Annotated in this window: 17 protein-coding genes; 8 read left to right on the top strand and 9 right to left on the bottom strand. The window is 58.6% G+C overall.

The annotated features are described in order from the left end of the window. The first annotated feature begins 71 nt into the window (after positions 1-71). The 6 genes from HU144_RS02265 to HU144_RS02240 all read left to right on the top strand — a co-directional run bounded on the left by HU144_RS02265 (position 72) and on the right by HU144_RS02240 (position 7471). Positions 72-1259, top strand: coding sequence for a CaiB/BaiF CoA transferase family protein (locus tag HU144_RS02265; protein WP_235349955.1), 1188 nt, complete (start codon positions 72-74; stop codon positions 1257-1259). Positions 1260-1264: 5 nt separating this feature from the next. Next, a complete protein-coding gene (locus tag HU144_RS02260) occupies positions 1265-2980 on the top strand; it encodes a FumA C-terminus/TtdB family hydratase beta subunit (RefSeq protein ID WP_442862639.1) in 1716 nt (571 codons plus the stop codon). 93 nt (positions 2981-3073) lie between these two features. Then, positions 3074-4222, top strand: a complete 1149-nt coding sequence (locus tag HU144_RS02255; RefSeq protein WP_096160021.1) for an acyl-CoA dehydrogenase family protein — start codon at positions 3074-3076, stop codon at positions 4220-4222. A gap of 14 nt (positions 4223-4236) precedes the next feature. Continuing rightward, on the top strand, positions 4237-5415 hold the full coding sequence (locus HU144_RS02250) for an acyl-CoA dehydrogenase family protein (RefSeq protein ID WP_096160020.1): 1179 nt from the start codon (positions 4237-4239) through the stop codon (positions 5413-5415). Position 5416: 1 nt separating this feature from the next. Continuing rightward, positions 5417-6286 (top strand): FAS1-like dehydratase domain-containing protein, encoded by an 870-nt coding sequence (locus HU144_RS02245; RefSeq protein ID WP_235349954.1) that lies wholly within the window; start codon positions 5417-5419, stop codon positions 6284-6286. A 9-nt stretch (positions 6287-6295) separates the two neighbouring features. Beyond that, a complete protein-coding gene (locus HU144_RS02240; protein ID WP_235349953.1) occupies positions 6296-7471 on the top strand; it encodes a CoA transferase in 1176 nt (391 codons plus the stop codon). Between the two features lie 67 nt (positions 7472-7538). Here HU144_RS02240 and HU144_RS02235 read toward each other — a convergent pair whose 3' ends face one another. The 6 genes from HU144_RS02235 to HU144_RS19335 form a co-directional block, all read right to left on the bottom strand. After that, positions 7539-8699, bottom strand: coding sequence for a DNA cytosine methyltransferase (locus tag HU144_RS02235; protein ID WP_235349952.1), 1161 nt, complete (start codon positions 8697-8699; stop codon positions 7539-7541). 117 nt (positions 8700-8816) lie between these two features. Further along, complete coding sequence (locus tag HU144_RS02230) at positions 8817-9542, bottom strand: hypothetical protein (RefSeq protein ID WP_235349951.1); 726 nt, start codon at positions 9540-9542, stop codon at positions 8817-8819. Then, positions 9539-10444, bottom strand: coding sequence for a hypothetical protein (locus tag HU144_RS02225; protein ID WP_235349950.1), 906 nt, complete (start codon positions 10442-10444; stop codon positions 9539-9541). The genes HU144_RS02230 and HU144_RS02225 overlap by 4 nt, the downstream gene beginning before the upstream one ends. Beyond that, complete coding sequence (locus HU144_RS02220) at positions 10431-12080, bottom strand: hypothetical protein (RefSeq protein WP_235349949.1); 1650 nt, start codon at positions 12078-12080, stop codon at positions 10431-10433. Before HU144_RS02220 ends, HU144_RS02225 begins: the two co-directional genes overlap by 14 nt. A gap of 270 nt (positions 12081-12350) precedes the next feature. Continuing rightward, positions 12351-13331, bottom strand: coding sequence for a PD-(D/E)XK motif protein (locus HU144_RS02215; RefSeq protein ID WP_235349948.1), 981 nt, complete (start codon positions 13329-13331; stop codon positions 12351-12353). Next, positions 13328-16054 (bottom strand): Z1 domain-containing protein, encoded by a 2727-nt coding sequence (locus tag HU144_RS19335; RefSeq protein WP_235349947.1) that lies wholly within the window; start codon positions 16052-16054, stop codon positions 13328-13330. Before HU144_RS19335 ends, HU144_RS02215 begins: the two co-directional genes overlap by 4 nt. Before the next feature lie 553 nt (positions 16055-16607). On the opposite strand from HU144_RS19335, the gene HU144_RS02205 reads away from it, so the two are divergent. Both HU144_RS02205 and HU144_RS02200 read left to right on the top strand, forming a co-directional pair. After that, the gene (locus HU144_RS02205) at positions 16608-17033 is read left to right on the top strand and encodes a very short patch repair endonuclease (protein ID WP_235352636.1); all 426 of its coding nucleotides are present in this window, start codon (positions 16608-16610) and stop codon (positions 17031-17033) included. A 249-nt stretch (positions 17034-17282) separates the two neighbouring features. Continuing rightward, positions 17283-18089: a nucleoside deaminase gene (locus tag HU144_RS02200; RefSeq protein WP_235349946.1), complete on the top strand. Its 807-nt coding sequence runs from the start codon at positions 17283-17285 to the stop codon at positions 18087-18089. A 70-nt stretch (positions 18090-18159) separates the two neighbouring features. Here the strand turns inward: HU144_RS02200 and HU144_RS02195 are convergent, their stop codons facing one another. From HU144_RS02195 to HU144_RS02185, 3 genes are all read right to left on the bottom strand, one after another. Beyond that, positions 18160-18834 (bottom strand): hypothetical protein, encoded by a 675-nt coding sequence (locus HU144_RS02195; RefSeq protein ID WP_235349945.1) that lies wholly within the window; start codon positions 18832-18834, stop codon positions 18160-18162. Between the two features lie 128 nt (positions 18835-18962). Beyond that, a complete protein-coding gene (locus tag HU144_RS02190) occupies positions 18963-20945 on the bottom strand; it encodes a primary-amine oxidase (protein WP_235349944.1) in 1983 nt (660 codons plus the stop codon). 5 nt (positions 20946-20950) lie between these two features. Continuing rightward, positions 20951-22504, bottom strand: coding sequence for an APC family permease (locus HU144_RS02185; protein WP_235349943.1), 1554 nt, complete (start codon positions 22502-22504; stop codon positions 20951-20953). Between the last annotated feature and the right edge of the window lie 42 nt (positions 22505-22546).

Raw genomic sequence — 22546 nt, 5'->3', positions numbered from 1 at the left:
GAATAATGCATGATCCAGAGAATGATGTATTCTGTCGTGGAAAGCTTATGAAATCTCGTTGTGGAGGCCCCGTGCACGCCGAACTTCCGTTGTCCGGTATCACCGTCATCAGCTGCGAGCAGGCCGTGGCGGCACCGTTCGCCTCCAGGCAGCTCGCCGATCTGGGTGCGCGCGTGATCAAGATCGAGCGCCCCGGAACCGGAGACTTCGCCCGCGGCTACGACACCACCGTCAACGGCATGGCAAGCCACTTCGTATGGCTCAACCGCAACAAGGAGAGCCTGAGCCTCGACCTCAAGCACCCGCAGGGCAAAGCGATTCTCAAGAGCCTCGTCGCCGAGGCCGACGTGTTCATCCAGAACTTCGCCCCCGGAGCCGCCGAACGCTTGGGCTTCGGCGCCGATGACCTGCGCGGGACCAATGACCGACTCATCTACGCCTCGATCTCCGGATACGGACCAGACGGGCCGTACAAGAACGCCAAGGCATACGATGCACTTGTGCAGGCCGAAGCAGGACTGGTCTCCGTGACAGGGACCGAGGATCACCCCGCGAAGACGGGGATCTCAACGGCGGACATCTCCGCCGGCATGTACACCTATTCCGGCATCCTCACCGCCCTGTTCAACCGTGAGAAGACAGGCGAAGGCGCCACCCTCCAAATCAGCCTCTTCGACTCCCTCGTCGAATGGATGGGCTACCCCCTCTACTTCACCCACGGCAGCGGCACCCGCCCCACCCGGGCAGGGACCTCCCATGCGGCCATCGCCCCCTATGGTGCCTTCACCTGCGGCGACGGAACCCAGATCATGCTCGCAATCCAGAACGAACGCGAATGGAAGAGCTTCGCCACCCAGGTCCTGGGCCGCGATGACATGGTCACCGACGAACGCTTCGACCGGGCCGCCCACCGATACGCCCACAGGGACGAACTCCAGACCATCATCGAAGAAGTCTTCGCCGACTTCACCGGTGCGCAGTGCGATGAGCTCCTCGAAACCGCCAAGGTCGCACACTCGAGGCAACGCGATATGACCGAGATCGCCGATCACCCGCAGTTGGTCGAACGTGACCGCTGGCAGGACGTCGGCTCCCCGGTCGGACCGATCTCCATGCTCGTGCCCCCGGTCGAAATGTCCGGAGTCGAACCTCGGATGGACCCGATACCCGACGTGGGCGACCATACGGAGTCCATCCTCGGCGATCTCGGAATCAGCCCGGAGAAGGTCGCCGAACTCCATCGCGAAGGAGCCATCTGATCACCATGGCCGAACAACCTGACACAACACCGGCCTTTGCGTATACGCCGCTGCTTCCCACAGACGGTGAGGGGCCGGCCATGCGCCGCCTCGACATCGACGGTGTGAAGCAGATCAGCGCCGAGGTGGCCGACCAGTCCAGGTCCTTCCTGCAGGTTGCGCCATCGACGCTCACCGACCTCGCCGAGGTGGCCTTCAAAGAGGTCTCGCACTACCTGCGCACCGACCACCTGGCCAGCCTGCGCGCGATCATCGATGACCCAGAGGCCAGCGCCAACGACGTCTTCGTGGCCCTCGACCTGCTGAAGAACGCCTCGGTGTCTGCCGGGGAGGTCCTGCCGATGTGCCAGGACACCGGCACAGCGATCGTCTCCGCCAAACGTGGGCCCAATGTGCTCACCGACGGTGACGACGCCAAACATCTCTCGGCCGGCATCCACCGGGCCTATGAGGAGCTCAACCTCCGCTACTCCCAGCTCGCCCCGGCCAGCCTCTTCGAGGAGAAGAACACGGGCACCAACCTGCCCGCGCAGATCGAAGTGGGGTTGAGCCCGGCCGATGACTACGAACTGCTGTTCATGGCCAAGGGCGGGGGAAGTGCGAACAAGTCCTTCCTCTACCAGGAGACGAAGGCCGTGCTCAACGAGGACTCGATGCTCGAATTCCTCGCCGAGAAGATCTCCACCCTGGGCACCGCTGCCTGCCCGCCCTACCACCTGGCAGTCGTCATCGGCGGACCCTCTGCGGAGTTCACGCTCAAGACCGCGAAGCTCGCCAGCGCCCATTACCTCGACGACCTGCCCACCACCGGTGACTCGAGGCTGGGCCATGGGTTCCGCGACACGGACTTCGAAGACACTGTCTTCAAACTGACCCAGACGCTGGGATTCGGCGCCCAGTTCGGCGGCAAGTACTTCTGCCACGACGTGCGCGTCGTCCGACTCCCACGCCACAACGGATCCCTGCCGATCGCAATCGCCGTCAGCTGCTCAGCCGATCGGCAGATCATCGCCCGCATCAACTCAGACGGCGTCTTCATCGAAGAGCTCGAACACGATCCCGCACGATTCCTGCCCTCGATGGGCCGGGTCGAGGAGATCGAATCCGGCAACGTCACCGAGGTGGACCTCGACCGGCCCATGCCGCAGCTCCAGTCCCAGCTGAGTGGGCTCGCAGTCGGCGACCGACTCTCGCTGACCGGCACCGTGATCGTCGCCCGCGACATCGTTCACGCCAACCTGCGACAGCGCCTCAACGAGGGCGGCGAACTGCCCGACTACTTCAAAGACCACCCGATCTACTACGCGGGACCGGCGAAGACGCCCGAAGGAATGCCCTCGGGATCGTTCGGACCGACCACCGCTTCACGGATGGACACCTACGTCCGGCAGTTCCAGGAAGCCGGGGGATCGATGATCATGCTTGCCAAGGGCAACCGCTCCAAACAGGTCAAGGACTCCTGCGCGGAGTTCGGTGGCTTCTACTTAGGCTCCATCGGCGGCCCCGCGGCCCGTCTGGCCCAGGACTGCATCACCTCCGTCGAGGTCCTCGACATGGAAGATCTCGGCATGGAAGCGGTATGGCGGATCAAGGTCGAGGACTTCCCCGCCTTCATCATCACCGATGACAAGGGCCACGACTTCTTCGACACCACCAGACCCGACACCACAATCAGTCTCGGACGAACCAGAACGGCCAAGGACGGCGCCCAGCTGGACTGAACCGTCCACGGACCACCACGAGCACGTCCACGTCGGGCCACCTCGGCGAGGCAGATAATCACAACTTCAGCAGCAGAGGAAAAGGAATTCGAGATGGCAGTCAGCAGCGAAGAGCAGATGATGATCGACACGGTCGCCGAGTTCATCGACCACGACGTCAAACCCCACGTCAACCGGGTCGAGCATGCCGACGAATATCCGGAGAAGTGGATCCAGACCATGAAGGACATGGGCATCTACGGACTCGCGATCGACGAGCCCTGGGGCGACGGAAAAGTCTCGACCGAGGCGTATGCGCTCATCACGCAGGAACTGGCCCGCGGGTGGATGTCCTTAGCCGGTGCCATGGGCGGGCACACTGTCGTGGCCAAGCTCATCGCCGAATACGGCACAAGCGAGCAGAAGGACAAGTACCTGCCGCGCATGGCCACCGGTGAGCTGCGTGCGACCATGGCCCTGACCGAGCCCGGTGGTGGCTCTGACCTGCAGGCTATGCGCACCTCGGCGGCCAAGGACGGTGAGGACTACGTCATCAACGGGTCGAAGACCTGGATCACCAATGCCCGCAAGTCCGATCTCATCGCACTGCTGTGCAAGACCGACCCGAGTGCCGAGCCCAGGCATAAGGGCATTTCGATCATCCTTGTCGAGAAAGGCGAGGGTTTCACTGTGTCGAAGAACCTCTCGAAGCTGGGCTACAAGGGTGTCGAAACCTGCGAACTCGTGTTCGAGAACCTGCGCCAGCCGCAGTCCCAGCTGCTCGGCTCGGTCGAAGGTGTGGGCTTCAAGCAGATGATGAAGGGCCTGGAGATCGGCCGCATCCAGGTCGCCTCCCGTTCGCTCGGCGTGGCCCAGGCTGCGCTGAACGACGCGGTGAAGTACTCGCAGGAGCGCGAGTCCATGGGCAAGCCGATTTGGCGTCACCAGGCCGTGGGCAATCAGCTGGCGAAGATGGCCACGAAGCTCGAGGCCGCCCGGCAGCTCGTCCTCCACGCGGCACGGACCTACGATTCGGGTGAGCGTGTGGATATGGAAGCCGGAATGGCCAAGTACTATGCCTCAGAGATGGCCGCCGAGGTGGCCCTCGACGCTATCCGTGTCCATGGCGGTTACGGATACTCCACCGAATACGACGTCGAACGCTACTACCGTGATGCACCGCTGATGATCGTCGGCGAGGGCACGAATGAGATTCAGTTGAACGTCATCGCAAAGCAGCTCATCGGCCGGAACAAGGCCTGAGAGGGAGACTCACCATGACGCACAAACCCAGGCCCAGGCCGAACACCCCGCACTTCATGACCGAGGAACGCCTCGAGATCCAGGCGCTCGCCCGCGAGTTCGCCCACGACGTCGTCCTCCCGCTGGCCAATGAGCTCGACCCGATCGAGGGGCAGTTCCCCGATTGGTTCATCAAGCAGATGGCCGATATGGGGTTCTTCGGCATCCTCATCCCCGAAGAATACGGTGGCCTGGGGTTGGGTGTATTCGAGTACTGCCTCGTCGCCGAAGAACTCTCCAGAGCCTGGATGTCCGTCGGTGGGCTGTTGGCCCGCGGCAACGGGATGGGCGGTGGCTTCTCACCCGAACAGGAAGCACGCCTGCTGCCGAAGGTCGCCACCGGTGAGTATTTGGGTGCCTTCGCGCTGTCCGAGGCTGAAGCCGGATCGGATGTCGCCAATATTCGGTGCAAGGCCACTCGTGCCGAGGACGGTGGCTGGGTCATCAACGGCACGAAGATGTGGTGCACGTTCGCCGACCAGGCCGATTACATCATTCTCTTCGCGCGCACCTCGACCGATGAGGCCAAGCGCCACCGTGGAATCTCGGCGTTCCTTGTGGAAAAGGAACGCGGTTCCTTCCCTGAGGGTATGTCGGGGACTGCGGTGAAGAAGATCGGGTACTTCGGATGGAAGACCTGGGATCTGGCCTTCGATGACTTCCACCTGCCGGCAGAGGCTCTGCTGGGGGAAGAAGATCGTGGCTTCTACCAGGCCGTCTCAGGTCTTGAAGTCGGTCGTGCGCATACGGCGGCCCGCTCGATTGGTTTGGCGCAGGCGGCACTTGAGGACTCGATTGCGTATTTGAAGCAGCGGGTCCAGTTCGGCCACCCCTTGGCTGATTTCCAGCATCTGCGATTCAAGGTCGCTGACATGGCCGCCCAGATCGAGGCGTCCCGGGCACTCATGTATCACGTGTGCACGCAGATCGATTCTGGTGCACGCTGTGACAAGGAAGCTGCGATGGTCAAGTACCTCGCTGCGGAGATGGCGGAGAAGGTCACCTCGGAGGCCGTGCAGATCCATGGTGGTGCCGGGTACACGAAGGACTTTGCGGTCGAACGTCACTGGCGTGATGCCCGGTTGACGAAGATCTTCGAGGGCTCGTCTGAGATCCAGATGCGCATCATCTCCGATGAACTGTTAGGACGTTGACATGACTGAGATCAATCTGCAGGACTGGGTCGGCCGATCCAGCACCGAAGAAGACATTGCTTCGGGCGTCAGTGCTGCCCGCTTGGCCACCCTGCTCGAACAGGAGCCGCAGCAGGGCAACGACCCGCTGAAGCTCTTCCCAGTGGGACACTGGTTGCACTTCGCCGAAGACGACGTTCCGATGAGCGAGCTGGGAACAGATGGTCACGTGAAGCTCGGCGGATTCATGCCACCGGTCGGACTGCCTCGGCGCATGTGGGCCGGCAGCAAGCTGCAGTTCCATTCACCGATCCTCGCCGGGCAGAAGCTGTCGCGGACGACGACTATCGAATCGATCACGGAGAAGACTGGCGGCAGCGGTTCCCTCTGCTTCGTTGTGCTGCGCCACGAGGTCTCCGCCGATGGAAACCTCGCGACAACGGATCGACACACGATCGTCTACCGGGAAGCCACCTCGGCGCCGGAGGGATCCACGGCGGCACCAGCTCGGGCCGATTCACCTGCACCGGAGGGATGGGGCTGGGTGCGCTCGGTGCGACCAAACGAGGTCACCCTCTTCCGCTACTCGGCGTTGACGTTCAACTCCCACCGCATCCACTACGACCACCCGTATGTGACGGGCGTCGAAGGCTACCCGGGACTCGTCACCCACGGCCCGCTGACCGCCACGCTCCTGCTCGACGCATTCATGAAGAACCACCCAGAGGCCACGGTCGCGACGTACGACTTCCGCGCGAAGTCACCCCTGTTCGCGAACGAGCAGATCCACCTCGTCGGTCGCAGCACCGGAGCGAACACCCATGAACTCGAAGCCATCGGACCTGATGGCAAGACCGCGATCGCGGCAACAGTGACGACCACGGAAAGCTGAGGAGCACCCATGTCTGAGACACGACCCGCACCACTGGCCGGACTCAAGGTCATTGAGATCTCCGCCTTCGTCGCAGCACCTTTGGGGGCGATGACCCTGGCGCAGCTGGGTGCCGACGTCATCCGCATCGACCCGATCGGCGGCAACATCGACGCCAACCGGTGGCCGATCAGTGATGACGGCACGAGCATCTACTGGGCCAGCCTGAACAAGGGCAAACGCTCGGTCACCCTCGATCTCAAATCTGAAGAGGGGCAGAAGATCGCGACCGACCTCATCGCCGAGGCGGGCACACTGGTCACGAACCTGCCCGCGCGTGGATGGTTGAGCTATGAGAACCTCGTTCAGCACCGTGAAGATCTGGTCATGTTGCGGCTCAACGGCTCCCATGATGGGAAGCCGGCCGTGGACTACACGATCAATGCGGCCAGCGGGTTCCCCATCATCACCGGCGATGACGAGCGTCCCGTCAATAATGCTCTGCCGGCCTGGGATGTCGCTGCGGGACTCTACATTTCCAATGGGATCATCGCCGCCGAATTGGAACGGCGTTCCTCAGGCAAGGGCCAGGAGATCACCTTGGCGCTCTCGGATGTCATGCTCGCGACCGTCGGCAACCTCGGCTACATCGCCGAGGTGCAGTCGACAGGGAAGACGCGTGGGCCGCTGGGCAATGGACTCTATGGTGCCTATGGGCAGTCGTTTGCGACGTCGGATGGTCGCGAGATCATGGTTGCCGTCATCTCGAACAAGCACTGGCGCGGGCTGGGGAAGGCGACGGGGCTGAGCGAGAAGCTCGAGATGATCGGGCCGCTGCTCGATGTTGATCTGAACACGGAAGGTGGGCGCTTCGAGGCTCGCGAGGCCATCGACGCTGTCGTGCGCCCATGGTTCGCTGTGCACACTGCCGCTGAAGCTGCTGATGCGTTGAGCGGTGCAGGTGTCCTGCAGGGGGAGTTCCAAACGTTTGAAGAACTCGTCAACAACGATCCGTGGTGCTCATTGGAGAACCCGCTGTTCGGTGAGATCGACCAACCGGGTGTGGGGCGCGTGATAGCTCCTCGGGTGCCGTTGTCGTTTGGCGGGTCGCCAGTGGCTGATGCTGTTCCTGCACCGCAGTTGGGTGGGGATACGGCGAGTGTGTTGGCGGATGTGCTGGGGATCCGTGTTAATGAAGTCGTCTAGTTAAAATACGGTGGAGTGCTCGGCTGAACCATCCAAGAATTTGCAAAGACATAGTCTCAGTCTTCACTCATCTGAGTGAGAGATGGTCTTGATTAAGTAAGTGTTCGATCTCTTCGCGGTCGGGGATAAGGCCGGAAAGCGAAGGAGCGAGATAGGGGTATTCGTCGTGAGCAAAGCTGTCAAGTAGAGCCTTGAAGATTACTTTTGCGCCGTCTACTGGCACAGCCATTCCGATTTGTTTTCGCACGGAATCTTTGGAACCAAAAAACTCGAAATCATCAGGAAATGTCTGAAGTCGAGCTCGTTCTCGGTTGGTGAGCGCACGCGACTGAGACCAGTGATAGATGTGGGTTCCCCCTCCACCGGATCCTGTGACTGTATAGGACGGCTTGTCGGGATCCAGACGTCGGTAAATCGACGAGAGCGTAGTTTTGGTCTTGATTTTCAACGGTTCTGGAATGTTGGAATGCCACGCATTGCCGCCGGCAGGAATGTATTCCAGCCTGTCTATGACCCGTTGGGAATGGATTGTTGGTTCTTGGTTCTTTGCCCAAAGAGGAATGTCTGCAAGAGCTGTTCGCACACTGACGTCCTCGTATATGAAAGGTTCGGGGCTAGGGACTCTAAACTCAACACCAAGTTCTTTCTTGATGCCGACGACAATCATTCGGTGCCGGGCTTGAGGAACCCCGTATTGTTCGAATCGGTAGTAATGAGGGTAGATTCGGTATCCGGCTTCGATCATCTCGGCGAAAATCTGCTTAAGTGCTGATCCACCGTTTGCTCGGATTCCTCCGACGTTTTCGGCTAGAAACCAGTCGGGTTTGAACCTCTTAAGGGCTCTGATTCCGTATCTATAAAGAGGACCAAATTTGCCATCGAAGCCTTTTCGTTCGCCTACCTGGCTGAAGTCATTGCACGGAAAGCCGAAGGCAAGACCGTCTATAGCTCCAATGTCTTCAAGTCGGGAGTAATCCAGTGTCCGGATGTCGTGATTTATGACAGAACCGGCAGCTGGGCTGCCACAGACATTCTGGGAGTAGGTTCGGCAGGTGTCAGCATCGTAGTCCGTCGCCCACTGATGATCGATATCAAAGTCGGGTCTGGCAGTCAGCTTGGCCGCCAAACCTATGCCGCCCGGCCCAGAAAATAGCTCACCTAGACGAAAAGTCCGCTTATCGTCAACCATGGCCGTTGCATCTGATGGCTTGTCCAACGCGTTTTTCACCTGTTTAGTATATGAGTTCGATTATGAATTGTATCGATGAAACACGGTGTTACTGATCACTGGTGCCCTTCGTCTCAGTTGCGACGTTTGTATTTGCGGCCCGGTTGACCAGGTTCATCAACGATCGGCAGAAAATGCACGGTTGACAGCATGTCTGGCATCAGATTCGTTCAGGGACGATAGGTCAGTGACTCGAAGCTCGTATTGAAGAACTTTCAAGCCGTTGCGCACTGCCTGGCGGCGTGAATCTCCGCGTGGTATCGACTGAATTTTCTCACCTACAAGCGTTGCAATTCGACGATCGGCGGACAAAGTTCTATCCATGAGCCCGACCAGATCATCTTCGAACAGTGGAAGATCGGGGTCCTCGAGGAGTGGTCCCAACGACGACGCTCTCAAGTATGTTCTATAGAACACGTTTCGGCGCCCTGACAGATAACGTTCTTTCGGTAGGGTGCCGTCCGGCTTGAGACCAAACCGTTGTACTGCGAGGTCGGGCAATACCAGAATCGTGAGGTAGGGCCAGACCTCAGGGTTCGAGGCCTGGTTCCTGTCTTCAGCAAACCAGTCCATAAGGAAGCTTCCGGTCACAACGTCGAAAGCGCGGTCCCAAGCACGGCCGGAGCCGCCGATTTGACTGATCTTCGTCTCTAGCCCGTCGTGCAGTGCACGGAGGTGGTGGAGATCTGCTGGCGTTCCTCCGGATCCACGGAAGATTGACTTCGGGTGGATCGTCCCGTTCGCGAATGGCATCAATGGTTGCCCTGCTTTGAGCATATTCTCGAGGTCGAAAAGTTCTGCGAACGCGTCCTCGCGGCTGAGCTGCGGATAGATTCGTATCATCTTTGTGAAGTCACCTTATGTCCAAAGCGAAAAGCCTCTCTCGACCGATACGTCAATTTGACTGGCTCTTCAACTACAATTCTCAAAGCTTCTACCAGAGGCAGTCCTAAGCTCTTGGATATTTGTGAGCCGAACGCTGCCATGGTGGTGTGATCCGCCTCTGCCATAGTGGCGATTTGCGAAACTGGTACTGAATCAGCCCAAGAGGCTAGGTGGTGCAATATTGCGAATTGGATATCGCACTGGATCAATGAGTAGTAGTCGTCAGGTGCACTACCGTCGAGCAACGCTGAGGCAGAGGGCAGGTCGGTGTTCACATACAGTCTTACTGCCGAGTCGATCCTCCAGTCGGGCTCCGCACTGGGGTTGAGCTCGACTATCCAAGGTGTTTGCAGTCGTCCGGTGCGGTCAAACGAGATTGCAGTCGTTGGAAACGCCGCTTGATTATTCTCCAGCTTTAGAACCAGCGGGGCTACCAACTGCCAGAGCTTTGCTCCAGTGTGGTTTGCCGCGAAAGGGTTGTCGCTTACTATTCTTCCTGATCCAACAACCCATGCGTCGACCTTGACTTCGACCGCGATAACAGAGCCGTCTATATCGAGCATTGATTCAGCGCGCCACTCGCCGTCAACCTTTTCGAAGTGCGCCGTCTGGCGCCAGGTAGCCCTCGCTGGAAGACATGATGCTACGCCCACGAGTTGCACCGGTTCGTCAGGCTCAATCTGGGTCTGGGTCCAAAACGACTCGGATAAGGTTGCTCGAAACCTAAGCTTGATTTGTTGCCCGGGTTCCCACACAGTCGATAAGGAGTCTTTTCCTGTTGCTGGTTCGACAATTTGAATATCTACCTTTACCGCCGTGCGTTCAGGGGTGAGGTATGGTCGTGACTCAAGAATCGCCATCGATACCTCCCACAGTAAGCTCTACCCGCATTGCCCTTCGAGGTGCACCGCTGAATTGCACAGCTGCGCGAGTACCTGCGCGTAATAAAGTAGTTTGACCTCTGTAGCGAGTATTTCCAATCCAGACGATGTCGAGTACTTCTTCGGATACCGGCTCGTGGAGGCCATCTTCACCAATTAGGCTTACAGCGAGCTTTACTCTACCAAGTCCTGACTGGCCAGATACTTTGAACGCAACTTCTTGGCGTTGATGCCCGTCGGTATCTGTGCCCAACAGTCGTGGAGGCTCGGCCTCGACTGACCATTTCTTGGGATTTCCGGTGCTCAAGTCCTGTCGTTTGATGGTCTCTCTCGATCCAACCTGATCCGGCGATTGGATCTCGCTCGGAAGCATTGCGCCAAGTCGGCGAGCGAGCATGCCAGCAGTGATTGTGAGTTCCTGGGGCGCAGCGTCGGCACCATCTCGCTCCGGATAGAACTCCTCAGTAACAAATCGCTTTACTCGGTTCTTAGTATGCTTGACGATTCTGGCGGACTCGTTGCTCGACCCATCTGAGACCCAGTTGTCATGCGCTGGAGGCTCTGCTTGTGCGTAAGCATCGTCAAACTCATCGGCAGATTTATATACTGCTAACCAATCTAATCCGGCCAGAGGCAAGCGATCCACCCAATCAACGGTGGTCACTACAAGCTCGGCCTTTCCTCGCATTAGCGCAATTCTCGATAACTCAGACCCCGGCTGTGACGGATCAAGGTCGTCATTCTTGACAGGTTGCTCAAGTGCGGTCACTCTTTTGACCAATGCAAGGTGGCCAATCACCTTCTTATACCTGGCCACGTCAATTACCTTTACTGGCAGGCCCGCTGGTGAGTGGACCGCTGCGGTTTCACCGGAGCGGTGTTGGCGAATTGCTGTTAACCCTGCCCCCCAGTAACCGAGCGCCCCAGTGTCCTGACTTCCGAGAGCAATTTCGTTGTCATTCACCTCGAGGTGAAGCTCCATGGGGCAGTGTGTCGTTCCGAGCTCGGGTATTAGTTTGGGCCACAGGTTTGAGCGAATGGCGCGGCGGGCACGTCGTCCGAACTCAGACTCCACATCTGCAGGACTGCTCTCGAATCGATCCATCTCCACTGATTCGTCTTCCGCGGTGACATTGTCATCGGTGACTAGTGGATCCAGGATCAGGAGAGAAGTCCCCGTCTCGCCATTCGCAAATCCTCGTTTGAAAAACCGATCGCCAAGTTGAGCGGCAGCGACTCCGACTAGAGGGAGAACTGAATCTTGGCTGCCATCTTTAGTCCCCCACCAGTGGCGGCCCGTGTATTGGACCCCGTTCTGCTGGTACGACTGGCCGAAACTGGAAACGATGAATCTGTCTTCCAGATTGCCTGAGTGATTGCGGCATCGAGTCCAATAGATGATGGTGCCGACGCCGCTATAGGCAAAGGCAGCAGTTTTTCCGAATCCGTAGGTGCCACCGGTTTGGCCGTCATTGTGGGAGACGCCGAATTTGAGAATAAGGTCTTGGAATCTGGCAGAGCTATTTCCAGGAGCCGGCGACAAATCGGATGGTCCATCTAGCCCGTGAGTTCCTCGATCAGACACTTCGAGAACGCGAAAATTTGGTTGATTCAACCGACTCCACAGCTGGGTCGATCTTCCCTCAGAGAGTAGGGAAGCTAGGTCGTGCCTGTACTCCAGGTCCGTTCTGCGAAGGGAGACGCCGAACAACGGCCTCGAGGTCGGAAGGCGTGCGTCCCAGCTATTTTGGGCAGTTTCCCGTATCAATACGTCGAGACGGGAAAGCTCGGTCTTTCCTAAGAGCTGGTCACCGCCAGACGCATCCATGTCGCCGGGGGAAAATCGTTTCGGGAACCAATGTAATGCACCTACCATGCTGACGAATCAGAGCTCCTCGAGAATTGCGTCCAACATAGTCGTGTCGCGTTGGCCGGGGCATGAGTCGAGGTGAAGGACGTACGAAATATTGTCCACTCCACGAAGCGCGTTCTCGTCCAACCGAGAGGCCCGGATGCCTGGAAAATCATCTGTCACTTCATATAGATACGTTTCCTCGATTAGGAACTGCCGCTCCACGTCCTCCAATAGACGCGCTTCGTCGTTGAGCGTGACCACCAGTTTCTGGCGAGGAATACCCAGCTGAATAAGTCGGTCATTCAACTCTGCAATAGATGATCCGTTTGCATTCTCGAGCACTCTGAATGCGACTAGATGTAGTTTTGCACCGATCGGAGGATCGAGCTGACGTGCACCGTGGATTGTCACTGCGGGTATTCCAGGCTGTGTGAGAGTCTTGACTTCAAGCGCATTGCTCCTGGAGAAATCGTGGCGATTCCCACTGGGCCCCGTCCAAAGTGAAAGCGCTCGTGATGGGTCCTTCCGGGCGAGGGCCTCGAGGATGGTGAGCTCTCCGAACAGGCCAATTGCTCGCTTGCGATCTATTTCCCGGCTCTCACGTGATAAGGCCTCGCGCCAGGATTCAAGAACTTCAGCCAACTCGTCGAGGCAACTTTTTCCTGATTCGGCTGCTCTGTTCAGCATCTCACCAATCATGGAGAGGAAAGTTCGCAGGAGGCGGGCGTCCGTGCACACGACATCGAGGTGCCGCGTATCTTCATTTTTGCCTTTAACCTCGATCCACGTCGCTCGAAGGGTCCGTCCCAAAGGCACTTTGAACTGCTCTCGATTTTTCGGAAGCCTGGTCATGAGATGGATTTGTCCGAGGTGGTCTCGTACTAGGAGCGCATCATCGGTGCGTCCCGCAGGCCCAATCAGAACTCGCACTGCTTCGTCGTCAAACTCGGCAACCGGTGCCGCTCGCAAGCGTAAAATCGCTTGCTCTACGCGTTCATAGCCACTAGTCATGGCGTCTCCGTTGCAACATAGTCATCTTCACTATCTTGATGTGAGAGCTCTTCGAGTTCTTCATCGGTTGTTGGCTCTTCGATCGGGACCGCCCAGTATTCTCCTGGATCCTCGGCCTCGGCATTGGGGAAGACTACTCCGAGTCCAATCAAATTCCCGTCTGCATCCATGCTGGTTCGCGTCTTTGAATCCTTCTTTGGGAGCGAATCGCGATCGATTGTGTACAGGAGGACAACGCCTTCGTCAGGGCTGATCCGTGACCGTGCAGACTTCATTAGATTGAAGTCGTCTCTAGGTATCTGGGCAATTTCTGCGCTCTGATCGTCCGAAAGCAGTCCTTCGTCTGCGAGGATTTTTAGATCAAGAATATAGTCGTCTCCAGACATAAGTGCGCGTATGTTCACTACGTCGGATCCGACAGGCAAATCTGATCCAAGGCGATCCGGAGTCCAATATTTTGACGCCATCGGAGGACGGCTTGATAGGCCAACGGTGACATCGTCGGCGTAACTGAATCCATCTGTCCCGCCACCTGGTCCTGACACTAGGACAAGATTCCACGAAGTGTTGTGTCCATGGCGCAGCAACCAGTCCTCCATCGCGTCTGGCTGCAACCAACGCTCAGCCGGTGAAACCCAATAGGATCTTAGAAAATCCACAATATCGGAATTCGCGAGGCCCTTTAGGAGGACGCTCGAATGACTGCTCTTACCTTTGCTTTGGCGTAGCAATTTAGATGAGTTTTTCGCCAATGCATCTTTGACGAGACTGCGTGCGGCCTCTTGGGCGGTGGAGATTCCCCTAGACGACCGGTCGAGGTAGATAGTCTGACGTCGGGTGCCGCCTAGCCCTGCCCGGACCAGCACAGCTGATCCCATCTTGCCCGGGCTTGTGATCTCTAGGCGTCCAGGATGACTGCGGACCTTTACCGCAAAGTCTCGTGGCGTCTTGTTCTCTTGGGCCATAAGAGCAACCTCGTCACGAAGCTCATTCTCGACCCGGGCGAGGTGGGCGTAGTCGTCCAGAAGTCCTGGTCCCATCCAGACACGTACCAGGTCACGATATTTTGGCCGGAACCCAAACCATCGACCCATTTGAAGCAGGGTGTCATAGGCATTGCTCGATCTGAGGAAGTACGAAACGACTAAGCCCTCCAGCGTTAGACCCCGCGACAGGGTACCGCCACCGACAGCAATGACAGTCTCTATCTCGGATTCGCTATACACAAGACGATCGTCAGATGCACCATTGTCAATCTTTACGGTCACTCTCGCGAGTACCTCTTGTGTTTTCTCCCAAACAGTGGCCCAATCTGGGCGGATCTCGCCGTGCCTGAGCGTTGCCGCTCTGTCGATCTCATCTTCAAAGACGGAACGAAATCTTGCTTCCTGTTCAAAGACAGACAGGGCAACATCCTTTATGAAGTCTGCTATGACATCTTTGGTTCTGGAATGGACATGAATTCGTTGCGATGTATGCACCAGCATTGAAGAGTGCTTACGCGCACCGGTACGAATCTCCCGAACAGCGGTAGCAAGTATGAACCACCTAATGGCCTTTTCCAGAGAGTCTGTTGTAGTTGGCGCGAACGAGGAGAGGTCGCGGCCTTTGGGGGCCAAGACGCTCGCTTCTGCATCGTCTACCTCGTGAGCAAGTTGGTGTATTGCCTCGTCGTCGGCTTCGTCGGCAGTCTGATGTACGTCGAAGAAGTCATCCGAGCCCATATAACCGCCTGGTTTTGGCAGAACCATCGCAAAATCATCGGGGTAGAGATCTCCGGCGTCGGCAGGATCAATAAAGACATTAGCAAACGGAGTTGCAGTATAGGCAACATACGAACCAGTGGGGACTGCCTCCCAGATGCTCTTCACCCGCTTGTTTATCGTCGAAACGAGGTCCTTGGCAGCCTGCGTATTCGGTGTGGCCTGGTCTGACTCGTCGTCGATGACGAGCACTCCCCTGCTGCGCAAAGTCTCATCAGGTATGTCCTGTAGAAACTTAGCCACATTTGCAAGCCTCCTTTCGTGCTTTTTGACCACCATGACAGCGACGTTGCCCGGGTTTGAAACAAAGCCGGGGGAGACCTCGCCGGCGATATCTGCTGAGCCGCTTGTTAGCGGTATCCAAGCGAGACCACGGTTCTCGCGGACCTCAGCGGTTCCGAGGTCCTGCTGGAGGCGAATCTGAGTCTGCACACGGAGGTTTGTGTAAAGGCCGGCCAACACGACCACGATGCGGTATCCAGCGTCAACTGCTTTCGCGATCAGTCCAGTGTAGTTGGCAGTCTTGCCTGACTGCACGTATCCGATTACGAGCCCTTTTCGCCTGTCTCCTGTGGCTTTCGGATTCGCGCAATGAGTGAGAATGCGATTTGTGGAGTCGTCGATGGCCTTAATCGCTTCAGGAGGCAGGCCAGTTTCTTTGAGACGGTTCCGGTAGCTTGGCCATTCGCCGATGGTTTGCTTGGGGGTGGAATACCAGCTTGCGAGGCCACCGTCAGTACGAATCAAATGCCCGATTTTGATCCGCTCCGTAGCATTGCGGCTATCCTCTTCATATTCTTCATAGGCTTCTATGAATCCCTTGAACATTTTTTCGACCATTGATAGTGCTTCGCGGTGAGCGGAGTCCTGGTTCTCTTTGCTCGATGAAGCCTCTTTTATCCCTTCGTAAGCGCCGAGGGCAATTCTGAAGGTGTCTTGGTCGAGTGCGGAGTCAGTCACTGTATCATTCCGTTCGCTTTCGATGGTGCCAACTGAACCAGCATATCTCTGATGTAGTGCCTGATGAGCCAGGTCACGCCCGGATTTTGAACTTGTTTGTTTTGGCGATCTGAGTATCGGTGAGTCTCTGTCCGCCACGATAAGCCGCGTCAGATTTTGAGGTTCGGGTCGTTAGCGCGCTGAGGTTAGCAACGCTCCTGGCGCGCGAAAGTGAGTCATGATGGTGGGTCGGGCCAGCCGACGTTGTGTGATTTCGACCGGGTGGGCTTCGGGGTGTGTCGAGCCGATCATGTTAGTTGCTAGGCGGCGTCGTTGACCTTAAGGGTGAGCACGGGAGCTGGATCAAGTCTAGATGAAGTGCACTATGACGAAGGCGGCGCCGACCTGATCAACGTACTCTTGAAATGCGTGATGATGAGCTTATGGTCTCCGCTAGATGCGACTGACGCGATGTGGGCGGAGCAAGCTGCCGTAGTAGCTGTCGGAATATGGTGTGCATGTAGGACTTTAGCTCTTGCCGGTAATTGCATGTCTGGAGAAGTGGGAGTTGGCGATGGTCGAGTCGTGGGCTTCCTCCGACCATGCTCGTCGGACGATGAAGGCGAATAGGCGGCGGGATACAAAGCCGGAGCTCCGAATTCGTTCTGCCCTGCACCGGCGTGGGCTGCGCTTTCGCGTCGACACTGCACCGCTGAAAGGCGTCCGGCGTCGAGCTGACATCGTTCTGACCCGTGTGCATGTAGCGGTTTTTATAGACGGTTGCTTCTGGCATGGATGCCCCGAGCACTTCATTCCTCCGAAGACGAACGCTGACTACTGGCGACAAAAGATTCAGAGGAATCGGGACAGGGACAAGGAGACTGACCGGATGCTCGCGGATGCAGGGTGGACAGTTTTGCGTTTCTGGGAACATGAGCATCCGAGTGACGCTGCGAACGTGATTGTCAAAGCCTGGCGGGTCGGAGTAGATGCCTTCTGAATGAGCTGAGCCAGTTCGCCGTCGACTTTAGGTGGCTTGAAGCGGTGCATTCGAATCAAACGCTGCGACTTAATGTTAGGCCATGTACTCGACGGCGACCGCGGTTTTTAGCCTCCGGGCCATAAGGAGTGATGCCGTCTCCGTTGCATAGCCGTTTTTAGTGTCACATCCGTCGATCGCACCGCCTGACAGTACGCAGTAGCGTGATCCTCACGATCACCGAGTCGCAAGCTGGTTTGTTCTGACTGCATGGAGGCTTCGAAGATGAACGAGGGGACGGTTGAATCGGAGACTCTGCAGGCCCTCAAAGCGAAACACTTCAAGCGGGTTGCCTGGAACATCGGCGTTATGGGAGCCGCAGCGCTGTTCTTCTTCCTGGTGAATCTCGGCTCAGACGATACGCCGGTAGCGCCTTTCGTCCTTCTCTCCCTCCTCGCCCTAGTCTTTACCGTGGAGGAGTATTTCAGCTACCTGAAGGCGAAGAAGCGGGCCGCCAGATCAGCGTCGGATTCTGCAGCGTCGCGACAAGCTGATGTGGAAGCCGTGGGCGCCACCGAACCTACGAACACAGACCTGGCGCTTCTTCGCCAGACCATCGACCTCGCAACGGATGCGAGAAACCGGGGACGACATCCGTTCGCCTCCATGGTTGTCTCCGCTGACGGTTCGGTCATTGCGTCCGCAGGCAACAACTCGATGCCGCCCGAGGGTGATCCCACTCAGCATGCTGAGCTGAGTGTGGCCGCAGAAGCCGCACGAAAGGTTCCGGCCGAGGAGCTGCCAACGGCGACTCTCTACACGAGCGCCGAACCCTGCGTCATGTGCACCGGCGCCATCTACTGGACGGGGATCGGGCGCATCGTCTACGCCCTGTCCGAGAGCAGACTGCTGGAATTGACCGGCGACGATCCCGAGAACCCCACCTTTGACCTCCCCTGCCGAGAAGTCATCGCACGCGGTCAACAAAACATCGAAGTTCTCGGCCCACTGCTCGAAGATGAAGCAGCTGCGGCTCACGAAAAGTTCTGGGACCGTCGAACCGATGTGACCCAGTAATACAACGAGGAACGCCGAGGTGGTTCGACGAGACATATCGTCGGACCACCTCGGCGAGGTTGTGTTTGAGTCAGTGCATGAACTGCATGACCGTGAGCATCGTGGCCATTCCGAGGCTTTCGAGCATCAGCCCCGGTCGTTTGTGTGCGAGCGCTTGCACCGTGCAGAGAGCGAGTAGCAGCGCTACGAGGATCACGCTCAACGTGATGACACCGCTGACGAATGAGCCGTCGAAAGTGCTCCCGTGGTGCTGATGAGCGGAGTGCGCACCAGCGCCCGAAGCAACGGCATGTGCCCCGTGGTTGAGAACCTGCCAGGCCATGATCGGATAGGCGGTCCCGGACAGGATGGCGGACGTTCGCCCCAGACGAGGGAACGGGCGGACCTTGTGCCATTCGGTCGGGCGTTCCAGTGACGATGACTCGGCGGTGCTGTCCATGGAATTATGAGCGGGGGAGTGAGCGACATTGGCGCCGACAAGAACTTTCTCCGGCAAGGCAGTCATTGCTCGCGATGTCGATTTCTCCTTGACCCTCGACCCGAGCCTCATCGCTACGCACAGTCCGACGAGGAGCAGCAGACCCGACCAGAGGACGGGTGGCAGAGCACTGACGAACACCATATCCACCATGGCAAGCAGCATCACCGATGACGCCGTAATCGCCAGCCGATTCCTCGCACTGACGGCGCCGACGACACAGGGAACTGCAGCGACGACCATGAGAACGGATGCGATGGGGCTCATGTGGTGTTCGCCCTCCCTGGGCATCGGTCGTCCGTGTTTGTTGCCTCTAGGCGACCAGGTATTTGCGAGATTACCGAAAAGGGCGGTGTTCGGGCATTCAGTCTCGAACACCGCCCTCTACTTGAATGTCAGCCGCACTCGCAGGAGCTGCCGCCCTCGGAGCTACAGTGTCCGGCCTTCGGGCGGGGCACATCGAGTGCAGGGTTCTGGTCGAAGAAGCCGTAGGGCTTCATCGAGAACCCAAGACGGTCAACGGGCATGATCGGCCAGTCCTCGGGGCGCGGGAAGTGAGTCATTGCGAACGAGCACCAGAGAACGATGTCATCACCGTCGACCGGACGCTGCTGCTCAACCCACTGGGTGATGGTGCCCTGTCCCGGGTTCTGATTCGGGTAGGTTCCCGACGGGAAGCGCTCGTTCTCATCGAACTTTGTCAGCCACACGTGCTTCGACCCGAATCCTGCACGCTTCGAGATTGACGAACCCTCAGCTGCCATCATCGTCGGCTCGTCGGGCATGTGAAGTTGGTAGCCGACCGGGAAGCCGTGGCGGTTCTGTTTCTCCGGGTTGATCACGTGCCAGACGCGTCCGGTCTCACCGTTGGCAAGCCGTCCGCCTTCCTGGGTCAAGCGTGTCTGCTTGCGGGTGAACGCATTGCCATACGGGTTGTCGTCACCGAAGGGAACGCGCACGACTTCCTGTTCATTCACCGCGTTCTCAATGCCGTCGACCTGCATGTCGAGGCGCGCACAGAACATGTGCTGGTGGAACGGCATGCCGAGGCCTTCGTCTCCGAGCGGGGAGGACCAGCGCTGACGCTGAGTCTCATCTCCGTAGGCTGCGGTGTAGACGATACCGGTTGCCTTGCACTCGAGCTCGATCGTGCCGTCGAGGTAGAGGTACCAGTAGAAGCCGTAGTCGTAGTTGCCGACGGTGATGAAGAAGGAGATGACGATGCGGCGGTTGCGGCGCACGTCGGCGGCTCCGGTGAACTCATCGGTGTGCTTGAACAGGATGCCTGCGTCCTCTTCGTGGATGCAGATGGCGTTCTTGATGGTGTGTGCGTGGCCCTGTTCGTCGGCGAGCACAGCGTCGGAGTACTGGATCTCGCCGAGGCAGTCGCATCCGAGCTCGAGCGAGTTCGCGCTCTTGCCCATCGAGTACTCGCCGGCATCGAAGTAGTTCTGCCAAAAGCGCACGGGGCTCGGATCGCCATAGGGAACGACCATCTCGGCAACAGAGGCGCGATAAACGATGGGTCGCTGCTGCCCGTGGTCGTGGAAGCCGATCTGGTGGAGGACGAGACCCTCGACCGGATCGAAGCCGAGGCGAACCTGCCACTTCTCCCAGCTGAGTACGTCGCCGTCGAGTGAGAAGCTCACGCCTTCGGGCTGTGAGATCTCGATCGGCTTCTGCGTCGTGCGAGGTTCGGGCAGCCACGAGTCGAGGTGGTAGTCGAAGCGTTCCTTGGGCACCGGGACGATGTCGGTGTCGACGACCTCGATGACCTCACCGGTATTCAAATCGAGGTAGGCGACGAGTCCCTCGAGCGGGTGTGCCCAGGCATTGTCCTGCGGATCCGACTGGATGAATGACGACCCGCGTACGAGGCGACGGCCCTCCTCGCCGGGAATGTCGAAGCGACCAGCAGACAGGGCGCAGATGCGCACGGTCTCGATGTCGGTGATGCCGCGAGCTTCGACTGCGGCGCGGAAGGTGGCGTCGTTGCGGATCAGCTGCTCGGCCGACTCGTACTCAGTCATCGTGATCGGCGCCTGGCCCTCGTTCGCGACGTCGAGGACCCTGGCGAGGAGAACCTTGCGCCCGGTCAGGGACACGAGGACTTCGGTCTGTTCGCCGCTGCCGCGTTCGATGAGGAGGGAGCGCACGCGACGATCGAGGCCCGTCGTTCCGGCGATCACGTCACGCTTATCGGGTTCGACGAGGCTGACCAGAGCGAACAGTGTCTGCTCGCTCACGTGCCCCGCGTCGACGATGATGGCGCGGTTGAGTTCGATTTCCTCGCCGGTCAGGCGGTCGAGGGGGTGTGAAGTGGTCGACGCGGTTGATGTTGTCGAGGTGGTTGATGTTGTCGAGGTGGTCGTGGTCATTTCGTTCAGACACCTTCCGGGGTTGTGAGTGGCTTGTCGAGGTTGTTGTCGAGACTGGCTTGCAGCGTCTCAGGGTCAAGGGCGGGGCGGTAGGCGCGGATCTTCGCGCCGCGGACATAGCCGACGATCGCGAGGGCGGCGAGGACGATGAGAGTGCCGAGGGTGAGCGCGGTGAACGGTCCTTGGTCCACGCCCCATTCGTCGAGGAAGTTGTAGTTGAGGCCGAAGAGCCGATCGAGAGTGCCGGGGAAGATGGCGACCCAGGATCCGAGCAGCACCCAGAGGAAGGCGAGGCCGCCGAGGATGGTGAAGCCGACATTGCTCACGGGCACGCGGAACGGGCGTTCGATGTCGGGGTGCATCCACCGCAGTTTGATGGCTGCCGGGATGATGAGCAGGTAGCTGAGCAGGAACGTCGAGATGGAGATCGAGAGGACGACTCCGAAGAGCGCACCGGCGTCACCGCTGAGCTGCATGGCCGCGATGAGGAAGACCGTAGCCACAGTGCCCGAGAGCAGATTGACGTTGACCGGAGTGCCCAGGCCGCGTGAGATCTTTCCGAAGAACCCTCCGAAGAAAGCACCGTCGGCAGCAGTCAGTGCCTGCATGCGATCGCTCATGATCATCCAAGCAGCGCCCTGTGAAGCGAGGATGATGACGAAGAGCAAGGCAGCGATGACGACCATCGGTTCGGCGGCTGGGCCGTAGACGCTGAACACGGTCTGCACCGCGTCGAGGAGGCCACCGATGCCGGTGATGGTCGTCGTCGGCAGCACAAGCAGCATGGCGAGGACTGGCAGGAGATAGCAGAGAGCCGAGATGAAGCCCGAGCGTGCGATCGCGGCTGGGATGTCCCTCTTCGGGTCCTTCATCTCGTCCGATGCGCTGTTCGAAGCCTCAAAGCCGAGGTAGGAGAAGAGTAATAGCGGAACGAGCCCGAGGAAGCCGCCGAGGCTGGGGCTGAAGTCTGAGAGGTTCAGTGGCTGCACGCCATTCTGGAAGGCATAGATGATCGTGGTGAGCAGGAAGAAGGCGATGAAGATGACCTTGAGCGCGCCGCCGAGAGTGGGCAGCCACTTGGCCTTGGCCAACGAAAGAATCGCGGCGAGGACGGTGATCCAGATGAAGACGATCTTGAAGATCCAGTCGCCGACGGACCCTGACTCGAGTGGGCTGATGAACTGGTTCCAGGTTCCCGTGGCCAAAAATGCCATCGAACCGCCGACCCAGACGGGCTGAGTGACCCAGCTGAGGATCGACGCGATCGCACCGGCAGGCCGACCGAAGGCTTGGCGGACCCACAGGTAGGCGCCGCCCTCACCGACGAATGAGCTGCCGGTCTCGGCGAACACCAGGGCGTAGGGCACGAGGAAGAAGATGGCGAGGACGAGGGTCCAGGTGAAGGTCTCGGCGCCGAAGCCAGCCGTCTCGGCGAGGACTTCGATGCTGAGCACAGCCGACATGACGATGAGCACGATGTCGAAACGGCCGAGCGTCTTCTTCAGATGCTGCTTCTGTTCGTTCGCGTATGCGGTGGTCTGTTCATGTGAAGACACCATCCACCTCCTTGTGAGTGGGCGTCTATTTGATTCTTTGGGCTA

The organism is Brevibacterium sp. UCMA 11752 (assembly GCF_021532235.1).
Taxonomy (GTDB): Bacteria; Actinomycetota; Actinomycetes; order Actinomycetales; family Brevibacteriaceae; genus Brevibacterium; species Brevibacterium antiquum.
This window is presented reverse-complemented; position numbering and strand designations above follow the sequence as displayed.